The following is an 18,933-nucleotide window of genomic DNA, read 5'->3' on the forward strand; positions in this document are numbered from 1 at the left end:
CATCTCTCTTCCCTCACCCTCTCTTTTGGAGGCATTCATGCTGAGACTTCTTGCAAGCACTGCCCTGATCAGCGCCGCCCTCGCCGGCACGGCCCTGTCCGCCGAGATCACCGTTGGCGCTGCCAACGTGTCGTCCTACCTGGATCCGGGCCGCGACCATTCCAACGTGGGCTCGCAGTTCTACTACAACAGCTTCGACACGCTGATCGGCCGCAACCACGACACCACCAAGACCGAGTGGACCCCGGCCCTGGCAACCTCGTGGAAGCTGATCGATGACACCACCATGGAGCTGAAGCTGCGCGACGGCGTCAAGTTCCACAACGGCGCGGCCATGACCGCCGATGACGTGGTGTTCTCGCTGAACCGCATGTTCCAGGCCGACTTCCCGCCCTACCAGGTGCGCGCCCGCGACCGCTTCGACAACTTCGCCGGCGCGGAAAAGGTTGATGACCTGACCATCCGCGTGAAGGCCAAGCGCGCCGAGCCGCTGTGGGAGACGCTCCTGAACCTGCAACAGGTCATGATCATCCCGGCCGCCTACACCATGGGCCTTGCCGGCGACCCGGCCAAGCTGGAACACGATGACTTCGAAGCCTTCTCGCTGAAGCCGGTCGGCACCGGCCCCTACAAGGTGGCAGAGTTCGTTCCGGGCCAGACCATCGTCTGGGAGCGCTTCGCCGACTTCTGGGGCGACAAGGCCCCGCTCGACAAGGTGACCGTCAAGCACATGCCGGAAACCGCCTCGCGCATCACCGCCCTGAAGACCGGTGAAGCCGACATCGTGACGAACATCGCCCCGGACCAGCTCGACATGATCGACAAGGACCCGGACATGAAGGCCTTCGGCGCGCCGACCGCCCTGTTCCACGTCATGATCATGAACCAGAACCATCCGAAGCTGAAGGATGCCCGCATCCGCCAGGCGCTGTCGCTGGCGATCGACCGCGACGCGCTGAACGAGGCGCTGTGGCTCGGCAAGGCCGTGGTTCCGGCCTCGCACACCATGGAAGAGTTCGGCGATCTCTACATGCCGGAGCTGAAGACCTTCGAATACAACCCGGAAAAGGCCAAGGAACTGCTCAAGGAGGCCGGCTACGACGGCTCCGAGATCACCTTCGACACGGCGGCCGGCTATTACACCAATGGTCTTCTGTCGACCCAGGCGATCATGGAGATGTGGGCAGCCGTTGGCGTCAAGGGCAAGATCAACGTCGGCGACAAGTGGACCGGCAACTCGCCGGAGCTGATGGTCCGCAACTGGTCCAACCCGATGTATTTCGCCGATCCGTTCGGTTCCTTCGGCGTGATGTGGGCGCCGGGCGGCCCGTCGCAGTCGGAAGGCCGCTTCAACACGGATGACGCCTATGCCGCCGCCTGGGAGAAGTTCCGCTTCTCCGGCGACGTCGAGCTGCGCCGCGCGGCCTATGCCGAGCTGATGGACCGCGTGAAGGCCGATCCGGCCCTGCTGCCGCTCTATCGTCCCTATGAAGCCTGGGCGATGAAGAACTCGGTCAACTGGCAGACCAAGCCGGGCCACATCCCCTATGTGCTCGACTTCCGCGCCGGCTCCATCTCCTTCAACTGAGCCTGACATCAAGCCGGAGCGCTGCCCCTCGCAGCGCTCCGGTCAGACTGCTGACAAACCCTCTATCGTCATCCCGGGCGCAGCGCAGCGGAGACCCGGGACCGGAGAGCCAAGGTCTCTCCTGGGATAACTCATTGAAAGATAGAGACCCCGGCTCTCCGGTCCCGGCTCGGCGCTTCGCTTGGCCGGGATGACTTGGGTGAGGTCGAGGTTTCTCATCAAGCTCGCCGGAGCGCTGCCCCTTGCGGCGCTCCGGTTTCCCGAATTGCCAAAAGGATCCCTTGCCGTGACCGTCCGTCTTGCCCTCATTGCCGATATCCATCATGGCGCGCCCTCTGCCACCAAGCGCGGTGACACCGCCCTTGAGCTGATGGAGGAGTTCGCCCGCTTCACCAACGCCGCACGCCCGGATCTGGCCATCGATCTCGGCGACCGGATTTCCGACATCGACCGCGACACGGATTTGCGGCTGGAGCGCGAGGTCGCCGAAGCCTTCGCCCCGATCACCACGCCGGTGCGCCACATCTGCGGCAACCATGACCGCGACCACCTGGAGGTCGCCGACAATGAGGCGATCCTCGGCCAGAGCCTTGCAAACGAGACCATCGACATCGGCGGCTGGCGCATTGCGCTGTGGCGGGCCGACAGCCGCATCATCCGCACGCCGGAACATTCCGGCTTCGTGCTGAAGGAAGCCGACCTCTTGTGGCTGTCGCGCGTGGCCCAGACCGCCGACCGGCCGCTGCTCGTCATGAGCCATGTGCCGATCTCCGGCCATGCCCAGACCGGCAACTACTATTTCCAGAACAACCCGTCCGCCTCGACCTATCCCCATGCCGAGCGCGCCCGCGCGGCCCTGGCCCAGGCCCGCGTGCCGGTGGTCTGCATGGCCGGCCACGTGCACTGGAACACCATCACGAAGGTCGACGGCATCGTCCACATGACGCAGCAGTCGCTGACCGAGAGCTTCACCACCTCGGGCGAGCCGGCCGGCGCCTTCGGAATCCTGGAGCTTGGCGACACCGTCTCCTGGCAGGTCGAGGGCAAGGATCCGGTCCGCTTTGGCTTCACGCCAACGGCGGAGCGCTGGACGCCGGTGATGCCGGTGTTTGATAGCCTGCCCGAGTTTGCCGCCCGCCGGCGGACCGCAGCATGACCGCCGCGCCGGAGACCACCGGCCAGCCGATCCTGGCCGTCGAGGGCCTGAAGGTGGCCTTCGGCGCGCATGAGGCCGTGAAGGGCCTGAGCTTCTCCATCGGCGCCGGCGAGACGCTGGCGCTGGTAGGGGAATCCGGCTCAGGCAAGTCGGCAACCGCGCTCGCCATCCTGCGCCTGATCGAACGCGAAGGCGGCAAGATCGCTGGCGGTCGGGTTCTGCTTGGCGCAGGGAGCGACCAGATCGAGCTGACCGGACTTTCCGACGACGCCCTGACCGACATTCGCGGCAACCGGGTGTCCATGGTGTTCCAGGAACCAATGACCTCGCTGAACCCGGTGATGACCATTGGCGCCCAACTCGCCGAAGTGTTTATCCGGCATCGCGGCATGAGCGAACGCGCGGCCCTAACCGAGGCCAAGGCCGGGCTGGAGGCAGTGCGCATTCCCGACGCGCAGCGCCGGCTGGGACAGTATCCGCATGAATTGTCCGGCGGCCTGCGCCAGCGGGTAATGATCGCCATGGCGCTGGCCTGCCGCCCGGACCTTCTCATTGCAGATGAACCGACCACGGCACTGGACGTGACGACGCAGGCCGAAATCCTCGACCTGATCCGGTCGCTGCAAGCCGAGATCGGCATGGGACTTCTTTTCATTACGCATGACATGGGCGTCGTCTCGGAGATCGCGGATCGGGTTCTCGTGTTGCGGCATGGGCTGGCGGTCGAGGAGGCCCGTGTCGCCGACCTGTTCCGGTCGCCCCAGGCCGCCTATTCACGCACGCTGATGGCCGCCACGCCGCGCCTCGGCAGCGGCAGCCTGACCGGGCCAGCCGGCACGACGCCGGTGCTGAAGGTCACGGGCCTTTCCACCCGGTTCCAGATGCGCAAGGGCTTCCTGCGCCGGGTGCAGGGGGAACTGCATGCGGTGCGCAATGTCAGCCTGACGCTGAACGAGGGCGAGACGCTCGGTCTCGTCGGCGAGTCTGGTTGCGGCAAGTCCACGCTGGCGCGCAGTGTTCTGCGACTGGTCGAACCGGCCGAGGGTCACATCGAAGTGGCAGGCCGGCCCTTGACCGGCCTCTCGGCCGCAGCGCTGAGACCAGAAAGACGGCTGGCGCAGATGGTGTTTCAGGATCCGTTTGCCAGCCTCAACCCGCGCCTGCCGGTGCATGAGCTTGTGACCGAGCCGGCCCGGATCCACGGACTTGTCATCGAAAGGGACCAGAAGGCACTGGCTGTCGAACTGGTGATGCGGGTCGGGCTCGAAGCAGACTGCATTCACCGGTACCCGCACCAGTTCTCCGGCGGGCAACGGCAGCGGCTTTGCATCGCGCGCGCTTTGTCGGTCAGACCCAAACTGATCGTTGCCGATGAAGCGGTCTCCGCACTGGACGTTTCGATTGCCCGTCAGGTGACGGATCTGATGCTCGACTTGCAGCAGCGCGAGGACATGTCATTTCTTTTCATTTCGCATGATATTGCTGTTGTCGAGCGGGTCAGTCACCGCATCGCGGTGATGTATGGCGGCCAGATCGTCGAAATGGGACCGACTGCCGAGGTGCTGGCGCAGCCGAGGCACAGCTACACGCGGCGGCTGCTGGCGGCTGTCCCGGCCGCTGACCCGGAGCGCAGGCGGCCGGCCGGTGCGATGCGTCTCAGTGTCCCGCCGGCCATGGCCTTCACCCGCCCGGGCGAGACGCTTGAGGAGCTGCCGTTGATCGAAATGAGCCCCGGGCATTTCGTCCGCGCGGAAGCCGCCTGACATCCGGCCTTGCGCCAGTTGCGCGATCGGACAGGCGCAACCTGTTTGCGCTGCGATGCTGCGTCGCAGAACCGGCATGGCGTGTCGTTTTCGGATTATCCGCAACGGCCCGCCCGTGGTGGATTGGGGCATGACCAGGGTGCCCTGCCTCGGCGACGCGGCAGGGAGAATTGGGAAGCCGGTGACATGGGCCTTGTGGCGCATGGCAAGCCGGCGCTGCCCCCGCAACGGTGGCGAGGACAGGAGCGCGGTGGAGGAGCCACTGGGGCAACCCGGGAAGGTGCCGCATCCGGGCCGCAAGGCCGCCTCGAAGCCCGGAAACCAGCCCTGGCCATCAGGAACCCAACGGATCGCGGTGGGCGGACCGGGGCGGTGCAGGCTGTGGCGGAGGGAGACCGCCGGAGCGCACCTGTCCCTGCCCCCAGTCCCCCGCCGGCAAGCGGAATGTGAGGCCATGGACGTTCGCAATGACATGCTGAGCCGCGTAAAGACCCGGCGGGAAGGCTTTTCTCTCGATCAGGCCTTTTACATCGATCCGGAGTATTTCAAGCTCGACCTGGATCTTATCTGGTACCGCGACTGGCTGTTCGTCGGCCATGACTGCGAGGTGGCCAAGGCCAGCAGCTTCTTCACCGTGCAGGTCGGCGACTATCCGGTGGTGATCCTGCGCGACAGCGATGGCCAGATCCGTGCCTTCCACAATTCCTGCCGCCATCGCGGCAGCCGGGTTTGCACGGAGCATCGCGGCTCAAGCGCAAGGCTCGTCTGCCCCTATCACCAGTGGACCTATGACCTCGACGGCAGCCTGCTCTATGCGCGGCAGATGGCCGAGGACTTCGACAAGTCGCAGTTCTCGCTTAAAGCCGTCGCCTGCGAGAGCGTGGCCGGCTACATCTTCATCTGCCTTGCGGACAAGCCGTCCGAGTTCGCGCCCTTTGCTGAGCTGATGCAACCCTATTTCGCGCCGCACCGCCTCACCGAGGCCAAGGTCGCCTTCGAGAGCACGATCATCGAGAAGGGCAACTGGAAGCTCGTCTGGGAGAACAACCGAGAGTGCTACCACTGCGCCGGCAACCACCCCGAACTCTGCAAGACCTATCCGGAAGCCCCGACGGTGACTGGCGTCTCTGGCGGCGACGAGGACCCGGAGTTGACCGAGCACTGGACGCGGCTGGAAGCGGGCGGCCTGCCGAGCCGGTTCCAGATGCACGAGAGCGGCCAGTTCCGCGCCTGCCGCACCCCGCTGATCGGCGATGCTGCGAGCTACACCATCTCCGGTCGGCCTGCCGTACAGGAGCTTCTGTCGGCAGACGTGACCCAGGAGCGGATCGGCGCGCTGCTGCTGTTCCACTATCCGACCACCTGGAACCACGTGCTGACCGACCACGCGGTGACCTTCCGCGTGCTGCCGATCAGCGCCACCGAGACGGCCGTGACCACAAAGTGGCTGGTCAACAAGGACGCGGTCGAGGGCGTCGACTATGACCTCGACACGCTGACCCATGTCTGGATGCAGACCAACGACCAGGACCGGCGGATCGTCGAGGAGAATGCCTTCGGCATCAAGTCGCCCGCCTATGAGCCCGGCCCCTATTCCGAACTGCACGAGGGCGGCGTGATGCAGTTCGTTGACTGGTATTGCCGCAATGTCGAAACGCGCCTGACGACAGGTGCCAAGTCGTTGCGCAGCGTCGCCTGAGGATCCTGATCCATGACCGTCAAACCGGATTTTGCCGCAGGCCTCGCCCTGCCCTTCGCCAGCACCGCCCCCTGGAAGGGACCGGCAACGCGGCTGGAGGTGCTGGCCGTGATCGACGAAACCGCCGACGTGAAGACCTTCGTCTTTCGGCCCGAAGGCGGCGGCTGGTTCTCCTACAAGCCCGGCCAGTTCGTGACGCTGGAGCTGCCGGTGCCCGGCGGGCCGGTGTGGCGGACCTATACGCTCTCCTCCACGCCGACGCGGCCCTTCTCCGCCTCGGTGACGGTGAAGGCGCAAGGCTGCAGCATCGGCACGCGCTGGATGTTCGACACGCTGGTGCCGGGCATGACGCTGACCGCGAGCGGCCCGGCCGGACATTTCAGCCACTGGAACCATCTGGCCGAGCGCTATCTGTTCCTGTCTGCGGGCTCCGGCATCACGCCGATGATTTCGATGCTGCGCGCGATGGCCGACACGGCCCCGGCCAGCGACGTGGCTTTTCTCACCTGCGGCCGCACGCCCGCCGATCTTTTGTTTCGCGACGAACTGGAGATGCTAGAGCGGCAGATGCCGAAGCTGGCACTGGGGCTGATGGTGGAGCGCAAGAGCGCCGCCGACCGCTGGCACGGCCTGACCGGGCGCATCGACATGGCGCGGTTGAAGTTCCTGGTGCGCGACTACCGGCAGCGGGAGATCTTCTGCTGCGGCCCGGAACCCTTCATGGCCGGTGTGCGCCTGATGCTGGAAGATGCCGGCTTCGACATGCGGCACTACCACGAGGAAAGCTTCGGCGCGCCGGCAAAAATTGCAACAGATCAGCCCGTGGCGATCCCCGCCGCACTGACCATCGCGCCTACCGTCCCATTACGCCTTGCAATGGCGAGTGGCACCGTTGAAGCGCCCGGACAGGCCGCAGGGCCAGTCAGGGAACCGGGCGCGCCCGACTTGTCGCCCCCCGCCGGGGCGGACCCGGCCAGCGACGGCCTGGAGTTGCAGTTCAGCCGCAGCGACATGCGCATGACCTCCCCGCCCGGCGCCACCTTACTTCAGGCGGCCCGCGCGGCTTCCGTCCGCATCCCGGCCGCCTGCGAGGCCGGCATGTGCGGCACCTGCAAGGTGAAGATGACGGCGGGCGACGTCACCATGACCCACAATGGCGGCATCACGCAGGAGGAGATCGCACAAGGCTATGTGCTCGCCTGCTGCTCGCATCCGGTCAGCGCCGTGACGCTGGAGGCGTGAAGCGCCTTGGGCAGAATATGCCGACCAGAGCGCAGCGCAAAGGGCAGACCAGGCATTGCATTCGGATTGAACCGCAACCGCATCAAAGCCAATCGGGCCGCAGCGACGAGCCCGCCCCCTGGCACGAAGACTGCTAATCTATGGTTGCAACACTCTGGCGCCACCCCCGACCGGGCAATTCCTGCCCGGTGGACGCGCCAAGGGAGACAGCCATGGATGTCACTTCAGTCCAACGACCGGATTCCGTCCGGCAACTGCGGCCAGCCGCCACGCCAGCGGCGACGTTCACCGGGACCGCGCAGGACAAATCGTCCACGACGACACCCCCGACCGCCCAGCGGACGCGGATCGAGCACTACGAAGACGTCACGCACCTGGCCCCCAAGGGCGATGGCCGCGAGCTGATGAAGCAGCTCTACACGCCCGAAGAACGTCAGGAAATGGCAAATCGGCTTATCGAGATGACACGAGCTGATGCAAGGCATCGGCAGGATCGCATCAATTTCCTTGAGCAGCACATTGACTATTTAAACAAAAGGAATGCCGGAAAATCAGCAATGCTGTCCATTCAAGAGAAAAACAGAAACGAACAAGTCGTTTCCGATTACCGTGAACAATTGTATCGATTCAATAGCTACGAGGTCGAGAATGACGCTGGCCGCAAAGCAATCCTAAGAACCGCGGCAATGATGCTAGATACGAGCTATGAAAACGTTGAGCAGATGGTTTGACCGCACACCATGCCACCGCCCAAGCCGTCACAGCCCCCGAGCACTGCCTTCAGGCCAACCATCTCGATTAACCCACCTGTTCAAGTGCGCCGTGCGCGGCCCCCGCAGCCCCCGATCACACGCTCCGTGCCGTCCCGGCCTCGTGCCGGGACCTGTCAGGGACGCGACGTCCAGCCGCCCACAATGATTCCCTGCCGGCTGAACAGGTCCCGGCACGAGGCCGGGACAGCGCGGTGGCGCGGATCAAGGCCGTGACTTTCGGTCAGGGACAGCTTCAGCACGAACGCCTCACCACAGCCCCGCCCCAGCCGTCACAGCAACGCCAAGCAATGCCATCAGGCCGACCGTCTCCATCATGCCGCGCTTTGCGCCGAAGACGAGGCCGAGGGCCAGGGCGCTCAGGAGAGCGGCGGCCGGATCGAGGCTCGACGGGTCAACGCGCACGAAGTGTAACCACCCCTCCGAAACGCGGGTGGCCGACGCGAACAGCACGTTGAGGCCGAACCAGACGGCGACATAAGCGATGACCCCGACCACGGCGGCCGTGATCCCCGTGAGGGCCGCAGCAAGTGCTGCGTTGCGGCGCAGTCCCTCGACAAAGGGCGCGCCGGCGAAGATCCAGAGGAACGAGGGGGCGAAGGTCACCCAGGTGGCCATCAGCGCGCCGAGGCTGGCCGCGACCAGCGGCGGCATCCCGCCCCCGTCCTTCAGCGCTGCCAGAAAACCGACGAACTGGTTGACCAGGATGGTCGGTCCCGGCGTCGTCTCGGCAAGGCCAAGCCCGTCGATCATCTGGCGCGGCGTCGCCCAGCCCATGTCGACACCCGCCTGCGCCAGATAGGCCAGCACGGCATAGGCCCCGCCAAATGTGATGACGGCAAGCTTGGAGAAGAACAGGCCGATGGCGACCAGCACATGCCCCGGCCCGAGCAGCAGCACGGCGATGACCACCGGCGCCCACCAGACAGCCAGACAGGCCAAGGCCGTGCGAAACGCGCGGGCTGCCGCGCCGCTCGGCAGCACGGGTGCGGGCTGAACGGAGGAAGGCTCGCCGCCAACTCCCATCAGTCGCGGCGCGAAGCCGGCAGCCAGGGCTCCGGCAATGCCGGCGCCGATGATGATCAGGGGGAACGGCAAGTCAAACAGCAGGATCAAGAGGAAGGCCGCAGCGGCCAGACCATAGGGCAAGGGCCCCTTGAGGCCGCGCTTGGCGATCTTGATCAGGGCCTGGATGACAATCGCCAGCACCGCCGCCTTGATGCCGAGGAAGACACCGTCGACCAGCGTCGTGCCGGTGCCAAGGGCATAGAGAAACGACAGGGCCAGCATGATCAGGCTGCCTGGCAGCACGAAAAGGATACCGGCGGCCAGTCCGCCGCGCACCCCGTGGGTCAGCCAGCCGATATAGGTCGCAAGCTGCTGTGCCTCGGGTCCGGGCAGAAGCATGCAATAGTTGAGCGCATGCAGGTAGCGCGGCTCGTCGAGCCATTTCTTCTCGTCGACGACGATCCGGTGCATCATCGCGATCTGTCCCGCCGCCCCGCCGAAGGACAGGATGCCGATGCGGGCGAAGGTGAGGATCAGGTCGCGGAAGGTGGGGGAAACAGGCACAGGTGCACTCCGGTTGCGCCGACCTGTTCGGACTGGATCGGTCGCTCGGCGACCATAGTGATTGCCGTGCGACAGATCCATGACGATTGCGGAGCCGAGGAACGCCTCTCAGATCCCCAGATAGGCCTCGCGGATGCGCGGATCGGCGATGAGTTCGGCGGCCGGTCCCGACATGGTGATGCGGCCGGTCTCCATCACATAGCCCCGGTCGGCGATGGAGAGCGCTGCGAAGGCGTTCTGCTCCACCAGGAGCACCGTGACATCCAGGCTCTTCAGCGACTTCACCACCTCCAGGATCTGGTCGACCAGGATCGGGGCCAGTCCCATGCTCGGCTCGTCCAGCAACACGCAGGTGGGACGGGCCATCAGCGCCCGGGCAATCGCCAGCATCTGCTGCTGGCCGCCGGACAGGCCGCCGGCGGAGAGATTGCGCTTTTCCTTCAGCACCGGGAACATGGCAAAGGCATCGGCCATGTCCTTGTCAACGCGTGCATCGGCGAACAGATAGGCGCCAAGCCGCAGGTTTTCCTCCACCGACAGGTTGGTGAAGATCTGCCGGCCCTCCGGCGACTGGGTCAGCCCCAGCCCGACCCGCCGGTGCGGCGGCAGTCTTGAGATGTCATCGCCCCGGAACATCAGCGCGCCGCCTGAGGTGGGCTGCACGCCGGAGAGGCAGCGCAGCAATGTCGTCTTGCCCGCGCCGTTGGCCCCGATCACCGAGACGATCTCGCCGGATTTCACCTCCAGATCGACCCCGTGCAGCACCTCGATGCGCCCGTATTTGCTGCGCAGTCCTTCAACCGAGAGCATTGGCCGCCTCCTTGCCGCCATGGGCCCCGAGATAGGCCTCGATCACCTTGGGATCACGGGCCACCACCTCCGGCTTGCCTTCGGTGATCTTCACGCCGTGATCGAGCACGACGATATGGTCGGAAATCTTCATCACCAGCTTCATGTCATGCTCGACCAGCAGGATGGCAACGCCCTCCTTCGCCACGGCCGCGATGAGATGATCGATCTCCTCGGTCTCGACCGCGTTGCACCCGGCCGCCGGCTCGTCCAGCAGCAGGAGGCGCGGCCTGCAGGCGAGCGCCCGGGCAATTTCCAGCCGTTTCAGCGCGCCATAGGACAGCTGCGAAGCAATCAGTTCGGCCCCGCGCTCCAGTCCGACCCGGGCCAGCAGCTTGCGCGCGGCGTCTTCGGTCTCCCGGTTGCGCCGCAGCGAGGATGGCAGAGCGAGAATGTCGGCGAGGAGATGGCGGCCTTCCGACAGGTGGAACCCGGCCATGACATTATCCAGCACGCTCATCTGCTGGAACACCTGCAGGTTCTGGAAGGTGCGGGACAGGCCGCGCGCGGCCAGCGCCTGCGGCGGCAACCCGGTGACCGTCTCCCCTGCCAACCGCACACTGCCACGGGCGGGCAGATAGACGCCGGAGATCATGTTGAACAGCGTCGTCTTGCCGGCGCCATTGGGGCCGATGACGGAGACGATCTCGCCTTCCGCCACCGCAAAGCTCACCGCATCCACGGCCTTGACGCCGCCAAAGTCGATGCCGAGGCCTTCGATCTCAAGAAGTTTCATCCCTGCCTCCGGCTGAAGCGCTTGATCAGGCTCGGCACCAGACCCTCGCGCAGGAAGATCATCACCAGCATCATGATGAGGCCGAGCACGATGTGCTCGTAGTCGTGGAAAACCGTGAGCGCTTGCGGCAAGGCGGTCAGGATCGACGCGCCGGTAATGGCGCCGAACACCGAGCCCGCACCGCCAAGCACCGTCATCGTGACCATCTGCACCGAATGCAGGAAGCCGGCGATGTCAGGCGAAACGAACTTGTTCATCATCGCCAGCAGCGATCCTGAGACCGAGGCATAGACGGCAGAAATGACGAAGGCCATCAGCTTGAAATGAGCCACATCCACCCCGACCGTCCGCGCGGCAATCTCGCTGTCATGCAGCGCCCGGAGCGCGCGGCCCGTCGAGCTGGTGTGCAGGTTCAGCGCCAGCAGAGCCCCCAGCAGCAGCACGAGCCCGGAGAACCAGTACCAGACCTGCGCCGCCGGAACGGACAGGCCAAGCGACTTCAGGAAGTCCCGCAAACCGAGATCCTCGACCTGCATGCCATCCGGCCCGCCGGTGAGCCAGGACTCGTTCGACAGCACCATGAAGATGAGGATGCCGAAGCCGAGCGTCGCAACCGCCAGATAGTGCCCCTTCAGCCGCAGGATCGGACGGCCGACCAGATAGGCCAACGCGCCGGAAATCAGCGCCCCCAGCAGCATGGCAATGATCGGCGGCAGGCCCAGATGCACCGGCGCCAGGGCACAGGCATAGGCGCCGATGCCGCAGAAGCCGGCGTGGCCGAGGCTGATCTGGCCGGCATAGCCGATCAGGATGACGAGGCCGGTGACGGCAAGGCCATTGATGAACATCAGCGTCCCGACCCGGTAGTAGAACGAGGACGGAAAGAACAGCGGGGCGACCAGCACCAGCGCCACCAGCGCCAGCAGCGTGATCGTCTTGGGAGAGAGGTTCTTCATGGCTCAGACCCGGTTGACCGTGGCCCGGCCGAACAGGCCACTGGGCATGACAAACAGCACCGCGAGGATGACGATGAAGGCCGCCGCATCCTTGTAGGTGGACGAAATGTAGCCGGCGGTCAGGGCCTCGATCAGGCCGACAACGAGACCGCCGACGAGGGCCCCGAACGGGTTGCCCATGCCGCCGAGCATGGCTGCGGCAAAGCCCTTGAGGGCCAGCGCGATGCCAATGTCATAGCTCGTCAGCGTGATCGGCGTGACGAGGACACCCGCCACCGCGCCGATGGCCGCCGACAGGGCAAAGCTCAGCGTCATGATGAAATTGGTGTTGATGCCGACGAGCCGCGCCGCCAGCCGGTTGTTGGCGGTGGCCAGCACCGCCTTGCCCGTCAGGGTGCGGGTGAAGAAGAGATAGAGCCCGGTGAAAATGACTGCCGCGCCGAAGATCACCCAGACGCTCTGCGGCAAGATCGTCGCCCCCAGAATCTGGAACGGCGCGTCGCCGGAAAAGCTCTCGAACCGGTGCAGCTGCTTGTCGAAGACGATCTGGGCGACGCCCCGCAGGAAAATTGACGCGCCGATGGTGATGATGATGATCGTCACCACGGAAGCATTGCGCGCCGGCTCGATGGCGAACTTGTTCAGCGCCACGCCGACCAAAGCGGTGATCACCACGGCGAGGATGGCTGCGGCCGGCAGCGGCACGCCGGCGGCCGACAGGAACACGGTCGACATGCCGCCCAGCATGACGAACTCGCCTTGCGAGAAGTTCACCACGTCGGAGGCGTTGTAGATGATGGTGAAGCCGAGCGCGACCAGCGCATAGACAGCGCCGACCGTCAGGCCTGAAAAGACGAACTGCAGAAGATCGGACATGGATCGGTCCCGTCGGGCAGGTTGAAGCACCTGCCGCATGGTTCGGTGAACGCGGATCGGACAGTTTGCAAAGCGGGGGGCTGATCGCATCTGCCCGATGCGGTCAGCCCCCTGATGCGCCCTGTTACTCGACGATGGTCCAGTCGCCGTCCTTGATTTCCAGCATGCGGAACGCGGACAGGTCGAGGCCCATGTGGTCGTCGGCAGTCATGTTGACGATGCCGCCGGTGCCGACATAGCCCTTGGTCTTCTCGATCTCGTCGCGGATCGCCGCCGGTTCGGCGGAACCCGCCCGTTCGATGGCCTGGGTCAGGATCATGAAGGCGTCATAGGCATGGCCACCGAAGGTGGAAACCTGCGCGCCGGTGGCCTTTTCATAGGCATCGCGGTAGCCGACGACGACCGGCTTCTGCGGGTCATTGTCCGGCAGTTTGTCGGCCACCAGCAACGCTGCAGCCGGAAGCCGGACGCCTTCAGCGGCATCCCCTGCCAGTTCGATGAAGCTCTTCGAAGCCACGCCATGCGACTGGTACAGCGGGACCTGGATGTTGAGCTGGCGGAAGTTGCGGGTGACAATGGCCGGGCCCTGGCCGAAGCCCGGGTTGACGACCGCCTGAAGACCGGCAGCGCCGGCGATCTTGGTCAGCTGCGGCGTCATGTCGGCGTCCTTCGGGCCGTAGCTTTCATCCGCCACGATCTCCATGCCGAATTCCGGCGCAAGCTTCAGGCACTGTTCGCGCATCGACATTTCAAAGCCGCCTGTGCCGGAGATGAGGCCGATCTTGGTCAGGGCACGGGCCTTCAGGTCGCCGTAGATCTTGGCGCAGGCCATCTTGTCGGTGTGCGGGGTCTTGAACACCCACTTCTTCACCGGATCGATGATGACCACGGCGCCGGCCAGCGAGATGAACGGCACCTCGGCCTCTTCCATCACCGGGATCATCGCCATGGTCGTGCCGGTCGTGGTGCCACCGATGACCGCCACGACCTCATCGTCTTCAATGAGGCGGGTGGCAAAGGTGCGGGCATTGTTGGCATCGCCCGCGTCGTCATACATGACAAGCTGGATCTTCTCGCCCTTGATGCCGCCCTTGGCGTTGATCTCGTCGACCAGCATCGACAGGGTCTTGGCTTCCGGATCGCCCAGGAAGGACGCCGGGCCCGTCTGGGACAGGGATGCCCCGATCTTGATGTCGGCAAGGGCCGGCGAACCCGCCAGACCAATTAACGCCAGCGCAGCCGTCGCCTGCTTCAGGCTCGTCAGAAACGTCATGATTTTCCTCCCATCGCAATGTCGTCAAGGCAGAACCGAAGGGCTGCTCTCCTGCCCGGCCTGTCCGGTCATCCGACCGGCACTTCGCCTGAGCCAGCACGTCCCGTGGCATGAAGCCACCGGGCGGATCCGGTCCTCACTCCGGGCCCGCAGGCTGTCGTCTCTCTCCCCGTTCTTGCTGCGCCATCGGGCGCTTCAGTTATATTGACCGACCGGTTGGTTTATGCAACATCTTTCTTCAACGACCAAGGTCGCATTCCAAAAGTTGCGGCAACCGGGGCTATGGCCTTCTGGTTCGCGCTTGCCGGGCGGCGACGGACGGGCGAGCCTGCCGAAGGGACTATCCTGATCGGCAGTCCGAGGGAGGAACGACATGACAGGTATTGCTGCGGGCGAAACGCCCGTGCTTGTGGAGCGCCGCGGCGGCGTTCTGGTGCTGACGCTGAACAGGCCGGACCGGCTCAACTCCTTCAATGAGGCGCAGCATCTGGCGCTCAGGGCCGGGTTCGAGACCGCGCGCGACGATGCGGATGTGCGGGCGGTGCTGCTCACCGGCGCCGGCCGTGGCTTCTGCGCCGGCCAGGATCTGGGTGACCGCGATCCGGCCAAGATGACCGGTGCGCCGGATCTCGGCGAGACCATCGAACGCTACTACAACCCGCTGATCCGGCTGATCCGGAGCCTGGAAAAGCCGGTCATCTGTGCCGTCAACGGCGTGGCCGCCGGAGCTGGCGCCAACATCGCGCTGGCCTCAGACATCGTGCTCGCGGCCCGCTCGGCCAAGTTCATCCAGGCCTTCGCCAAGATCGGCCTCGTGCCCGATTCGGGCGGCACCTGGTCCCTGCCCCATCTTCTCGGCGAAGCCCGCGCCAAGGGTCTGGCCCTCACCGGCCAACCGCTACCGGCCGAGACGGCGCTCGCCTGGGGCCTGATCTGGCAGGTCTGCGACGACGATCAGCTGATGGGCGAAGCTTTGGCGCTGGCTGAAAGCCTTGCCAGCGGCCCGACGGTCGGCCTGGGCCTGACCAAACAGGCTATCCAGGCGGCGGCCACCAACAGCCTCGATGCGCAGCTCGATCTGGAACGCGACCTGCAGCGGCAGGCCGGACGCACCCCGGACTATGCCGAAGGCGTCGCCGCCTTTCTTGCCAAGCGTCCCCCCGTCTACAGCGGGAGGCGCTGAGATGACGGCCTCCCTGACGGCCCAGCAACTCGCAGAAGCCAGCGCCGCTGCCATGTGGAACGGCGACAACGCCAGCGCCGGCCTCGGCATGGTGATGGACCGCATCGCCCCCGGCGAAGCGACGCTCAGCATGACGCTGACCGACGCCATGACCAACGGCCACAAGACCGGCCACGGCGGCTTCATCTTCGCGCTGGCCGATTCGGCCTTTGCCTTTGCCTGCAACAGCCACAACCAGCGCGCCGTCGCCCAGCACTGCTCGATCACCTACATCGCCCCCGCCTTTGCCGGCGACCGGCTGACGGCCACCGCCCGGGAGATCTCGCGCGCCGGCCGCTCCGGCATCTACGACGTGCAGGTCACGAACCAGACCGGCGCGATCCTCGCCGAATTCCGAGGCCATTCGCGGACGGTGAAGGGCACCCACGTGCCTCTCGCCGGGGGGACCGATACGGGCACGGCCGGCTGAGACCCAGCCCCAACCGCCAGCCCCACAAGACCACATGTTTTCGGGAGGAAACACCATGGAAGACCTGAGCCCGCGCCCCGGGGATCTCGAACCGATCGAAACCGCGTCCCGCGATGAAATCTCCGCGCTGCAGCTGGCGCGCCTCAAAACGACGCTGGCCCATGCCTATGCCAATTCTCCATTCTACCGGGCGAAATTCGATGCCCATGGCGTGCATCCGGACGACCTGAAGACCCTCGCCGACCTGGCGAAATTCCCCTTCACGGTGAAGACGGACCTGCGCGACACCTATCCCTTCGGCATGTTCGCCGTACCGCAGAAGGACATCGTCCGCATCCACGCCTCTTCCGGCACCACCGGCAAGCCGACCGTCGTGGGTTACACCAAGAAGGACATCGACACCTGGGCCGGTGTCGTTGCCCGCTCGATCCGCGCCTCCGGCGGCCGCCCCGGCGACATCGTGCATGTGGCCTATGGCTACGGCCTCTTCACCGGCGGCCTCGGCGCGCACTACGGCGCGGAAAAACTCGGCTGCACCGTCGTTCCGATTTCCGGTGGCATGACCGAGCGCCAGATCACCCTGATCGAGGATTTCAAACCGCGCATCATCATGGTAACGCCGTCCTACATGCTCTCGATCCTCGACGAGTTCCGCCGCGCCGGCATCGACCCGCGCGAGACCTCGCTTGCGGTCGGCATCTTCGGCGCCGAGCCCTGGACCAACGCCATGCGGCTGGAAATCGAGCAGGCTTTCGACATGCACGCGGTCGACATCTACGGCCTGTCCGAGGTGATGGGTCCGGGCGTTGCCAATGAATGCGTCGAGACCAAGGACGGGCTGCACATCTGGGAGGATCACTTCTATCCCGAGATCATCGACCCGGTGACGGGCGAGGTCCTTCCCGACGGCAGCGAGGGCGAGCTGGTGTTCACCTCGCTCACCAAGGAAGCCCTGCCAATCATCCGCTACCGCACCCGCGACCTGACCCGCCTGCTGCCGGGCACCGCCCGCTCCATGCGGCGGATGGAAAAGATCACCGGCCGGTCCGACGACATGATCATCCTGCGCGGCGTCAATGTGTTCCCGACCCAGGTCGAGGAACAGATCCTGAAGTGCAAGGGCCTCGCGCCGCATTTCCAGATCGAGCTGACGCGCTCCGGCCGCATGGACGCCATGACCGTCAAGGTGGAGGCCGCGCTGGACCACGCCGGCAGCGAGGCCCGCGCTCACGCCGCCAAGGAACTGGCGCATCACATCAAGAGCGTGATCGGCGTCAGCACAAGGATCGATGTCGGTGATCCGGGTACGATCGAGCGGTCGGCCGGCAAGGCCCGCCGCGTCATCGACAACCGGCCGAAAGGCTGACGCACCCGGACTTTGTCCCCGCATGGACGCATTTGACCTTCCCCGGCAATGCGGCTATGCGGGGCCTCGTTGCACCGTGAAGGACAACCGGATATGGCACGCACCCGCGCCGCAGACTATGACGACAAACGCAAGGCGATCCTGGACCGCTCGGCCAGCCTGTTTGCGGAGATGGGCGTCGACCGGGCGTCGATGTCGGCCATCGCCAGCGCCTGCGGCGTGTCGAAGGCGCTGCTGTATCACTATTATTCCAGCAAGGAAGACATCCTGTTCGACGTGATCCATTCGCATCTGGAGGATCTCGACGAGACCCTGGCCGAGGCGGATGATACCACGCTGGCGCCGGAGGCGCGGCTCCGCGCGTTGGTGCACAAGACGCTGGAAGCCTACCGGGATGCCAACGACACCCACAAGGTCCAGCTTTCAGGCCTGCCCTTGCTGCCGCCCGACAAGGCTGACCGGATCAAGGAACTGGAACGGCGGATCGTGCGGCGCTATTCGGACGCGCTGCTGGCCGTCAACCCGGATCTCAACACCGGCCGCCCGCTGCTGAAGCCGGTGACCATGTCCCTGCTCGGCATGCTGAACTGGGTCTACATGTGGTTCCGCCCCGGCGGCCCGGTTTCCCGCGAAGATTATGCCGATCTCGCCACAACGCTGATCCTGGAAGGCGTCAAGGCGGTCAAGTAAGCGTCCGTCCGCCCAACCAGCCAACGTCCCCCAACGCCGTCCAGCCCATCTCCCACGCCGTCCCGGCCCTGTGCCGGGACCCGTCAGGCGCGCACCGCGACATCCCACCAGGTCCCGGCTCAAGGCCGGGACAGCACGGAGGATGTATCGCTATCGAAATCCCTCCGGCGATCGCCGAAACACACCAAAACTCCCCCCCACGCCGTCCCGGCCTTGTGCCCATACGCGCTAACTTATTTATTGCTTGCGGATTTGTCTTGTGATTCAGAGGCTTCATGAGATGCGAATCACTTTTGACAGAAGACTGGCAGCGGGTCGTCGCGCAGCTTGGCGGGAGCGCGTTCTTGGAGCAGAGCGCGTTTGAGACCGGTGCTTTGCGGCGGCGACGGTCGTTTTCGAGCGCGGTGGATCTGCTGCGGCTTATTTTTGGCTATTGCCTTGGCGATCACGGCCTGCGGCTGACGGCGGCCTGGGCGGCCTCGGTGGGCCTTGTGGATATATCGAATGTGGCGCTGCTCAAGCGCCTGCGCTGCAGCGACGCCTGGCTGAGTGCCATTCTGACGCGGCTGCTTGATCTGCGTGTGCCTGCGTCATGCGTGGCCGGGTGTGGGGGGCGGGTTATCCGCATCGTCGATGCAACGACGGTGAGCAAGGCGGCTCAGGCGGAGCGAGCGCGCAACGGGGGATGGCGGATCCATGCCGGCTTTGACGTTCCGGACGAGGCTTTCTGTCATTTTGAACTGAC

The 18,933-nt window shown here is 65.3% G+C and carries 16 protein-coding genes, 1 pseudogene and 1 riboswitch; of the genes and pseudogenes, 11 read left to right on the forward strand and 6 right to left on the reverse strand.

Going from position 1 to position 18,933, the window contains the following annotated elements:
* The first annotated feature begins 37 nt into the window (after window positions 1-37).
* The 6 genes from ACTIFE_RS11150 (at window position 38) to ACTIFE_RS11175 (ending at window position 8,179) form a co-directional block, all read left to right on the forward strand.
* Window positions 38-1,588 (forward strand): ABC transporter substrate-binding protein, encoded by a 1,551-nt coding sequence (locus ACTIFE_RS11150; RefSeq protein WP_439529223.1) that lies wholly within the window; start codon window positions 38-40, stop codon window positions 1,586-1,588.
* 286 nt (window positions 1,589-1,874) lie between these two features.
* The gene (locus ACTIFE_RS11155; RefSeq protein WP_439529224.1) at window positions 1,875-2,744 is read left to right on the forward strand and encodes a metallophosphoesterase family protein; all 870 of its coding nucleotides are present in this window, start codon (window positions 1,875-1,877) and stop codon (window positions 2,742-2,744) included.
* Complete coding sequence (locus ACTIFE_RS11160; RefSeq protein WP_439529225.1) at window positions 2,741-4,507, forward strand: ABC transporter ATP-binding protein; 1,767 nt, start codon at window positions 2,741-2,743, stop codon at window positions 4,505-4,507. Before ACTIFE_RS11155 ends, ACTIFE_RS11160 begins: the two co-directional genes overlap by 4 nt.
* Window positions 4,508-4,627: 120 nt before the next feature.
* Window positions 4,628-4,851, forward strand: a riboswitch (cobalamin riboswitch).
* 110 nt (window positions 4,852-4,961) lie between these two features.
* Entirely contained in the window at window positions 4,962-6,206 is a 1,245-nt protein-coding gene (locus ACTIFE_RS11165; RefSeq protein ID WP_439529226.1) for an aromatic ring-hydroxylating oxygenase subunit alpha, read from the forward strand.
* Between the two features lie 12 nt (window positions 6,207-6,218).
* Window positions 6,219-7,448 carry a 2Fe-2S iron-sulfur cluster-binding protein gene (locus ACTIFE_RS11170; protein WP_439529227.1) on the forward strand — a complete coding sequence of 410 codons (1,230 nt, stop codon included), beginning with the start codon at window positions 6,219-6,221 and terminating at the stop codon, window positions 7,446-7,448.
* 212 nt (window positions 7,449-7,660) lie between these two features.
* A complete protein-coding gene (locus ACTIFE_RS11175) occupies window positions 7,661-8,179 on the forward strand; it encodes a hypothetical protein (protein WP_439529228.1) in 519 nt (172 codons plus the stop codon).
* Between the two features lie 288 nt (window positions 8,180-8,467).
* Here the strand turns inward: ACTIFE_RS11175 and chrA are convergent, their stop codons facing one another.
* The 6 genes from chrA to ACTIFE_RS11205 all read right to left on the reverse strand — a co-directional run bounded on the left by chrA (window position 8,468) and on the right by ACTIFE_RS11205 (window position 14,480).
* Window positions 8,468-9,871 carry a chromate efflux transporter gene (chrA, locus tag ACTIFE_RS11180; RefSeq protein ID WP_439529229.1) on the reverse strand — a complete coding sequence of 468 codons (1,404 nt, stop codon included), beginning with the start codon at window positions 9,869-9,871 and terminating at the stop codon, window positions 8,468-8,470.
* 27 nt (window positions 9,872-9,898) lie between these two features.
* A complete protein-coding gene (locus ACTIFE_RS11185; protein WP_439529230.1) occupies window positions 9,899-10,600 on the reverse strand; it encodes an ABC transporter ATP-binding protein in 702 nt (233 codons plus the stop codon).
* The gene (locus ACTIFE_RS11190) at window positions 10,587-11,375 is read right to left on the reverse strand and encodes an ABC transporter ATP-binding protein (RefSeq protein ID WP_439529231.1); all 789 of its coding nucleotides are present in this window, start codon (window positions 11,373-11,375) and stop codon (window positions 10,587-10,589) included. Before ACTIFE_RS11190 ends, ACTIFE_RS11185 begins: the two co-directional genes overlap by 14 nt.
* Window positions 11,372-12,331, reverse strand: a complete 960-nt coding sequence (locus tag ACTIFE_RS11195) for a branched-chain amino acid ABC transporter permease (protein WP_439529232.1) — start codon at window positions 12,329-12,331, stop codon at window positions 11,372-11,374. The genes ACTIFE_RS11190 and ACTIFE_RS11195 overlap by 4 nt, the downstream gene beginning before the upstream one ends.
* Before the next feature lie 3 nt (window positions 12,332-12,334).
* On the reverse strand, window positions 12,335-13,207 hold the full coding sequence (locus ACTIFE_RS11200; protein WP_439529233.1) for a branched-chain amino acid ABC transporter permease: 873 nt from the start codon (window positions 13,205-13,207) through the stop codon (window positions 12,335-12,337).
* Between the two features lie 124 nt (window positions 13,208-13,331).
* On the reverse strand, window positions 13,332-14,480 hold the full coding sequence (locus tag ACTIFE_RS11205) for an ABC transporter substrate-binding protein (RefSeq protein ID WP_439529234.1): 1,149 nt from the start codon (window positions 14,478-14,480) through the stop codon (window positions 13,332-13,334).
* Window positions 14,481-14,853: 373 nt separating this feature from the next.
* Here ACTIFE_RS11205 and paaG point away from each other — a divergent pair, with 373 nt between their 5' ends.
* The 5 genes and pseudogenes from paaG to ACTIFE_RS11230 all read left to right on the forward strand — a co-directional run.
* Window positions 14,854-15,663: a 2-(1,2-epoxy-1,2-dihydrophenyl)acetyl-CoA isomerase PaaG gene (paaG, locus tag ACTIFE_RS11210; RefSeq protein WP_439529235.1), complete on the forward strand. Its 810-nt coding sequence runs from the start codon at window positions 14,854-14,856 to the stop codon at window positions 15,661-15,663.
* A gap of 1 nt (window position 15,664) precedes the next feature.
* Window positions 15,665-16,132, forward strand: coding sequence for a hydroxyphenylacetyl-CoA thioesterase PaaI (gene paaI, locus ACTIFE_RS11215; protein ID WP_439529236.1), 468 nt, complete (start codon window positions 15,665-15,667; stop codon window positions 16,130-16,132).
* A gap of 55 nt (window positions 16,133-16,187) precedes the next feature.
* Window positions 16,188-17,498, forward strand: a complete 1,311-nt coding sequence (gene paaK, locus ACTIFE_RS11220) for a phenylacetate--CoA ligase PaaK (RefSeq protein ID WP_439529237.1) — start codon at window positions 16,188-16,190, stop codon at window positions 17,496-17,498.
* A gap of 93 nt (window positions 17,499-17,591) precedes the next feature.
* Complete coding sequence (locus tag ACTIFE_RS11225; protein WP_268136669.1) at window positions 17,592-18,188, forward strand: TetR/AcrR family transcriptional regulator; 597 nt, start codon at window positions 17,592-17,594, stop codon at window positions 18,186-18,188.
* 344 nt (window positions 18,189-18,532) lie between these two features.
* Window positions 18,533-18,933, forward strand: a pseudogene (locus tag ACTIFE_RS11230) (IS4 family transposase); the annotation flags it as partial.

The organism is Pannonibacter sp. (assembly GCF_051860505.1).
Classification (GTDB): domain Bacteria; phylum Pseudomonadota; class Alphaproteobacteria; order Rhizobiales; family Stappiaceae; genus Pannonibacter.

Excerpts from the sequence above, each read along its gene's own strand:
- ACTIFE_RS11190 (WP_439529231.1), bottom strand. The coding sequence starts at position 11,375 with ATGAAACTTCTTGAGATCGAAGGCCTCGGCATCGACTTTGGCGGCGTC.
- ACTIFE_RS11160 (WP_439529225.1), top strand. The coding sequence starts at position 2,741 with ATGACCGCCGCGCCGGAGACCACCGGCCAGCCGATCCTGGCCGTCGAG.
- ACTIFE_RS11185 (WP_439529230.1), bottom strand. The coding sequence starts at position 10,600 with ATGCTCTCGGTTGAAGGACTGCGCAGCAAATACGGGCGCATCGAGGTG.
- paaG (WP_439529235.1), top strand. The coding sequence starts at position 14,854 with ATGACAGGTATTGCTGCGGGCGAAACGCCCGTGCTTGTGGAGCGCCGC.
- ACTIFE_RS11205 (WP_439529234.1), bottom strand. The coding sequence starts at position 14,480 with ATGACGTTTCTGACGAGCCTGAAGCAGGCGACGGCTGCGCTGGCGTTA.
- ACTIFE_RS11170 (WP_439529227.1), top strand. The coding sequence starts at position 6,219 with ATGACCGTCAAACCGGATTTTGCCGCAGGCCTCGCCCTGCCCTTCGCC.
- ACTIFE_RS11175 (WP_439529228.1), top strand. The coding sequence starts at position 7,661 with ATGGATGTCACTTCAGTCCAACGACCGGATTCCGTCCGGCAACTGCGG.
- ACTIFE_RS11200 (WP_439529233.1), bottom strand. The coding sequence starts at position 13,207 with ATGTCCGATCTTCTGCAGTTCGTCTTTTCAGGCCTGACGGTCGGCGCT.
- ACTIFE_RS11195 (WP_439529232.1), bottom strand. The coding sequence starts at position 12,331 with ATGAAGAACCTCTCTCCCAAGACGATCACGCTGCTGGCGCTGGTGGCG.
- ACTIFE_RS11165 (WP_439529226.1), top strand. The coding sequence starts at position 4,962 with ATGGACGTTCGCAATGACATGCTGAGCCGCGTAAAGACCCGGCGGGAA.
- paaK (WP_439529237.1), top strand. The coding sequence starts at position 16,188 with ATGGAAGACCTGAGCCCGCGCCCCGGGGATCTCGAACCGATCGAAACC.
- ACTIFE_RS11225 (WP_268136669.1), top strand. The coding sequence starts at position 17,592 with ATGGCACGCACCCGCGCCGCAGACTATGACGACAAACGCAAGGCGATC.
- chrA (WP_439529229.1), bottom strand. The coding sequence starts at position 9,871 with ATGGATCTGTCGCACGGCAATCACTATGGTCGCCGAGCGACCGATCCA.
- ACTIFE_RS11150 (WP_439529223.1), top strand. The coding sequence starts at position 38 with ATGCTGAGACTTCTTGCAAGCACTGCCCTGATCAGCGCCGCCCTCGCC.
- paaI (WP_439529236.1), top strand. The coding sequence starts at position 15,665 with ATGACGGCCTCCCTGACGGCCCAGCAACTCGCAGAAGCCAGCGCCGCT.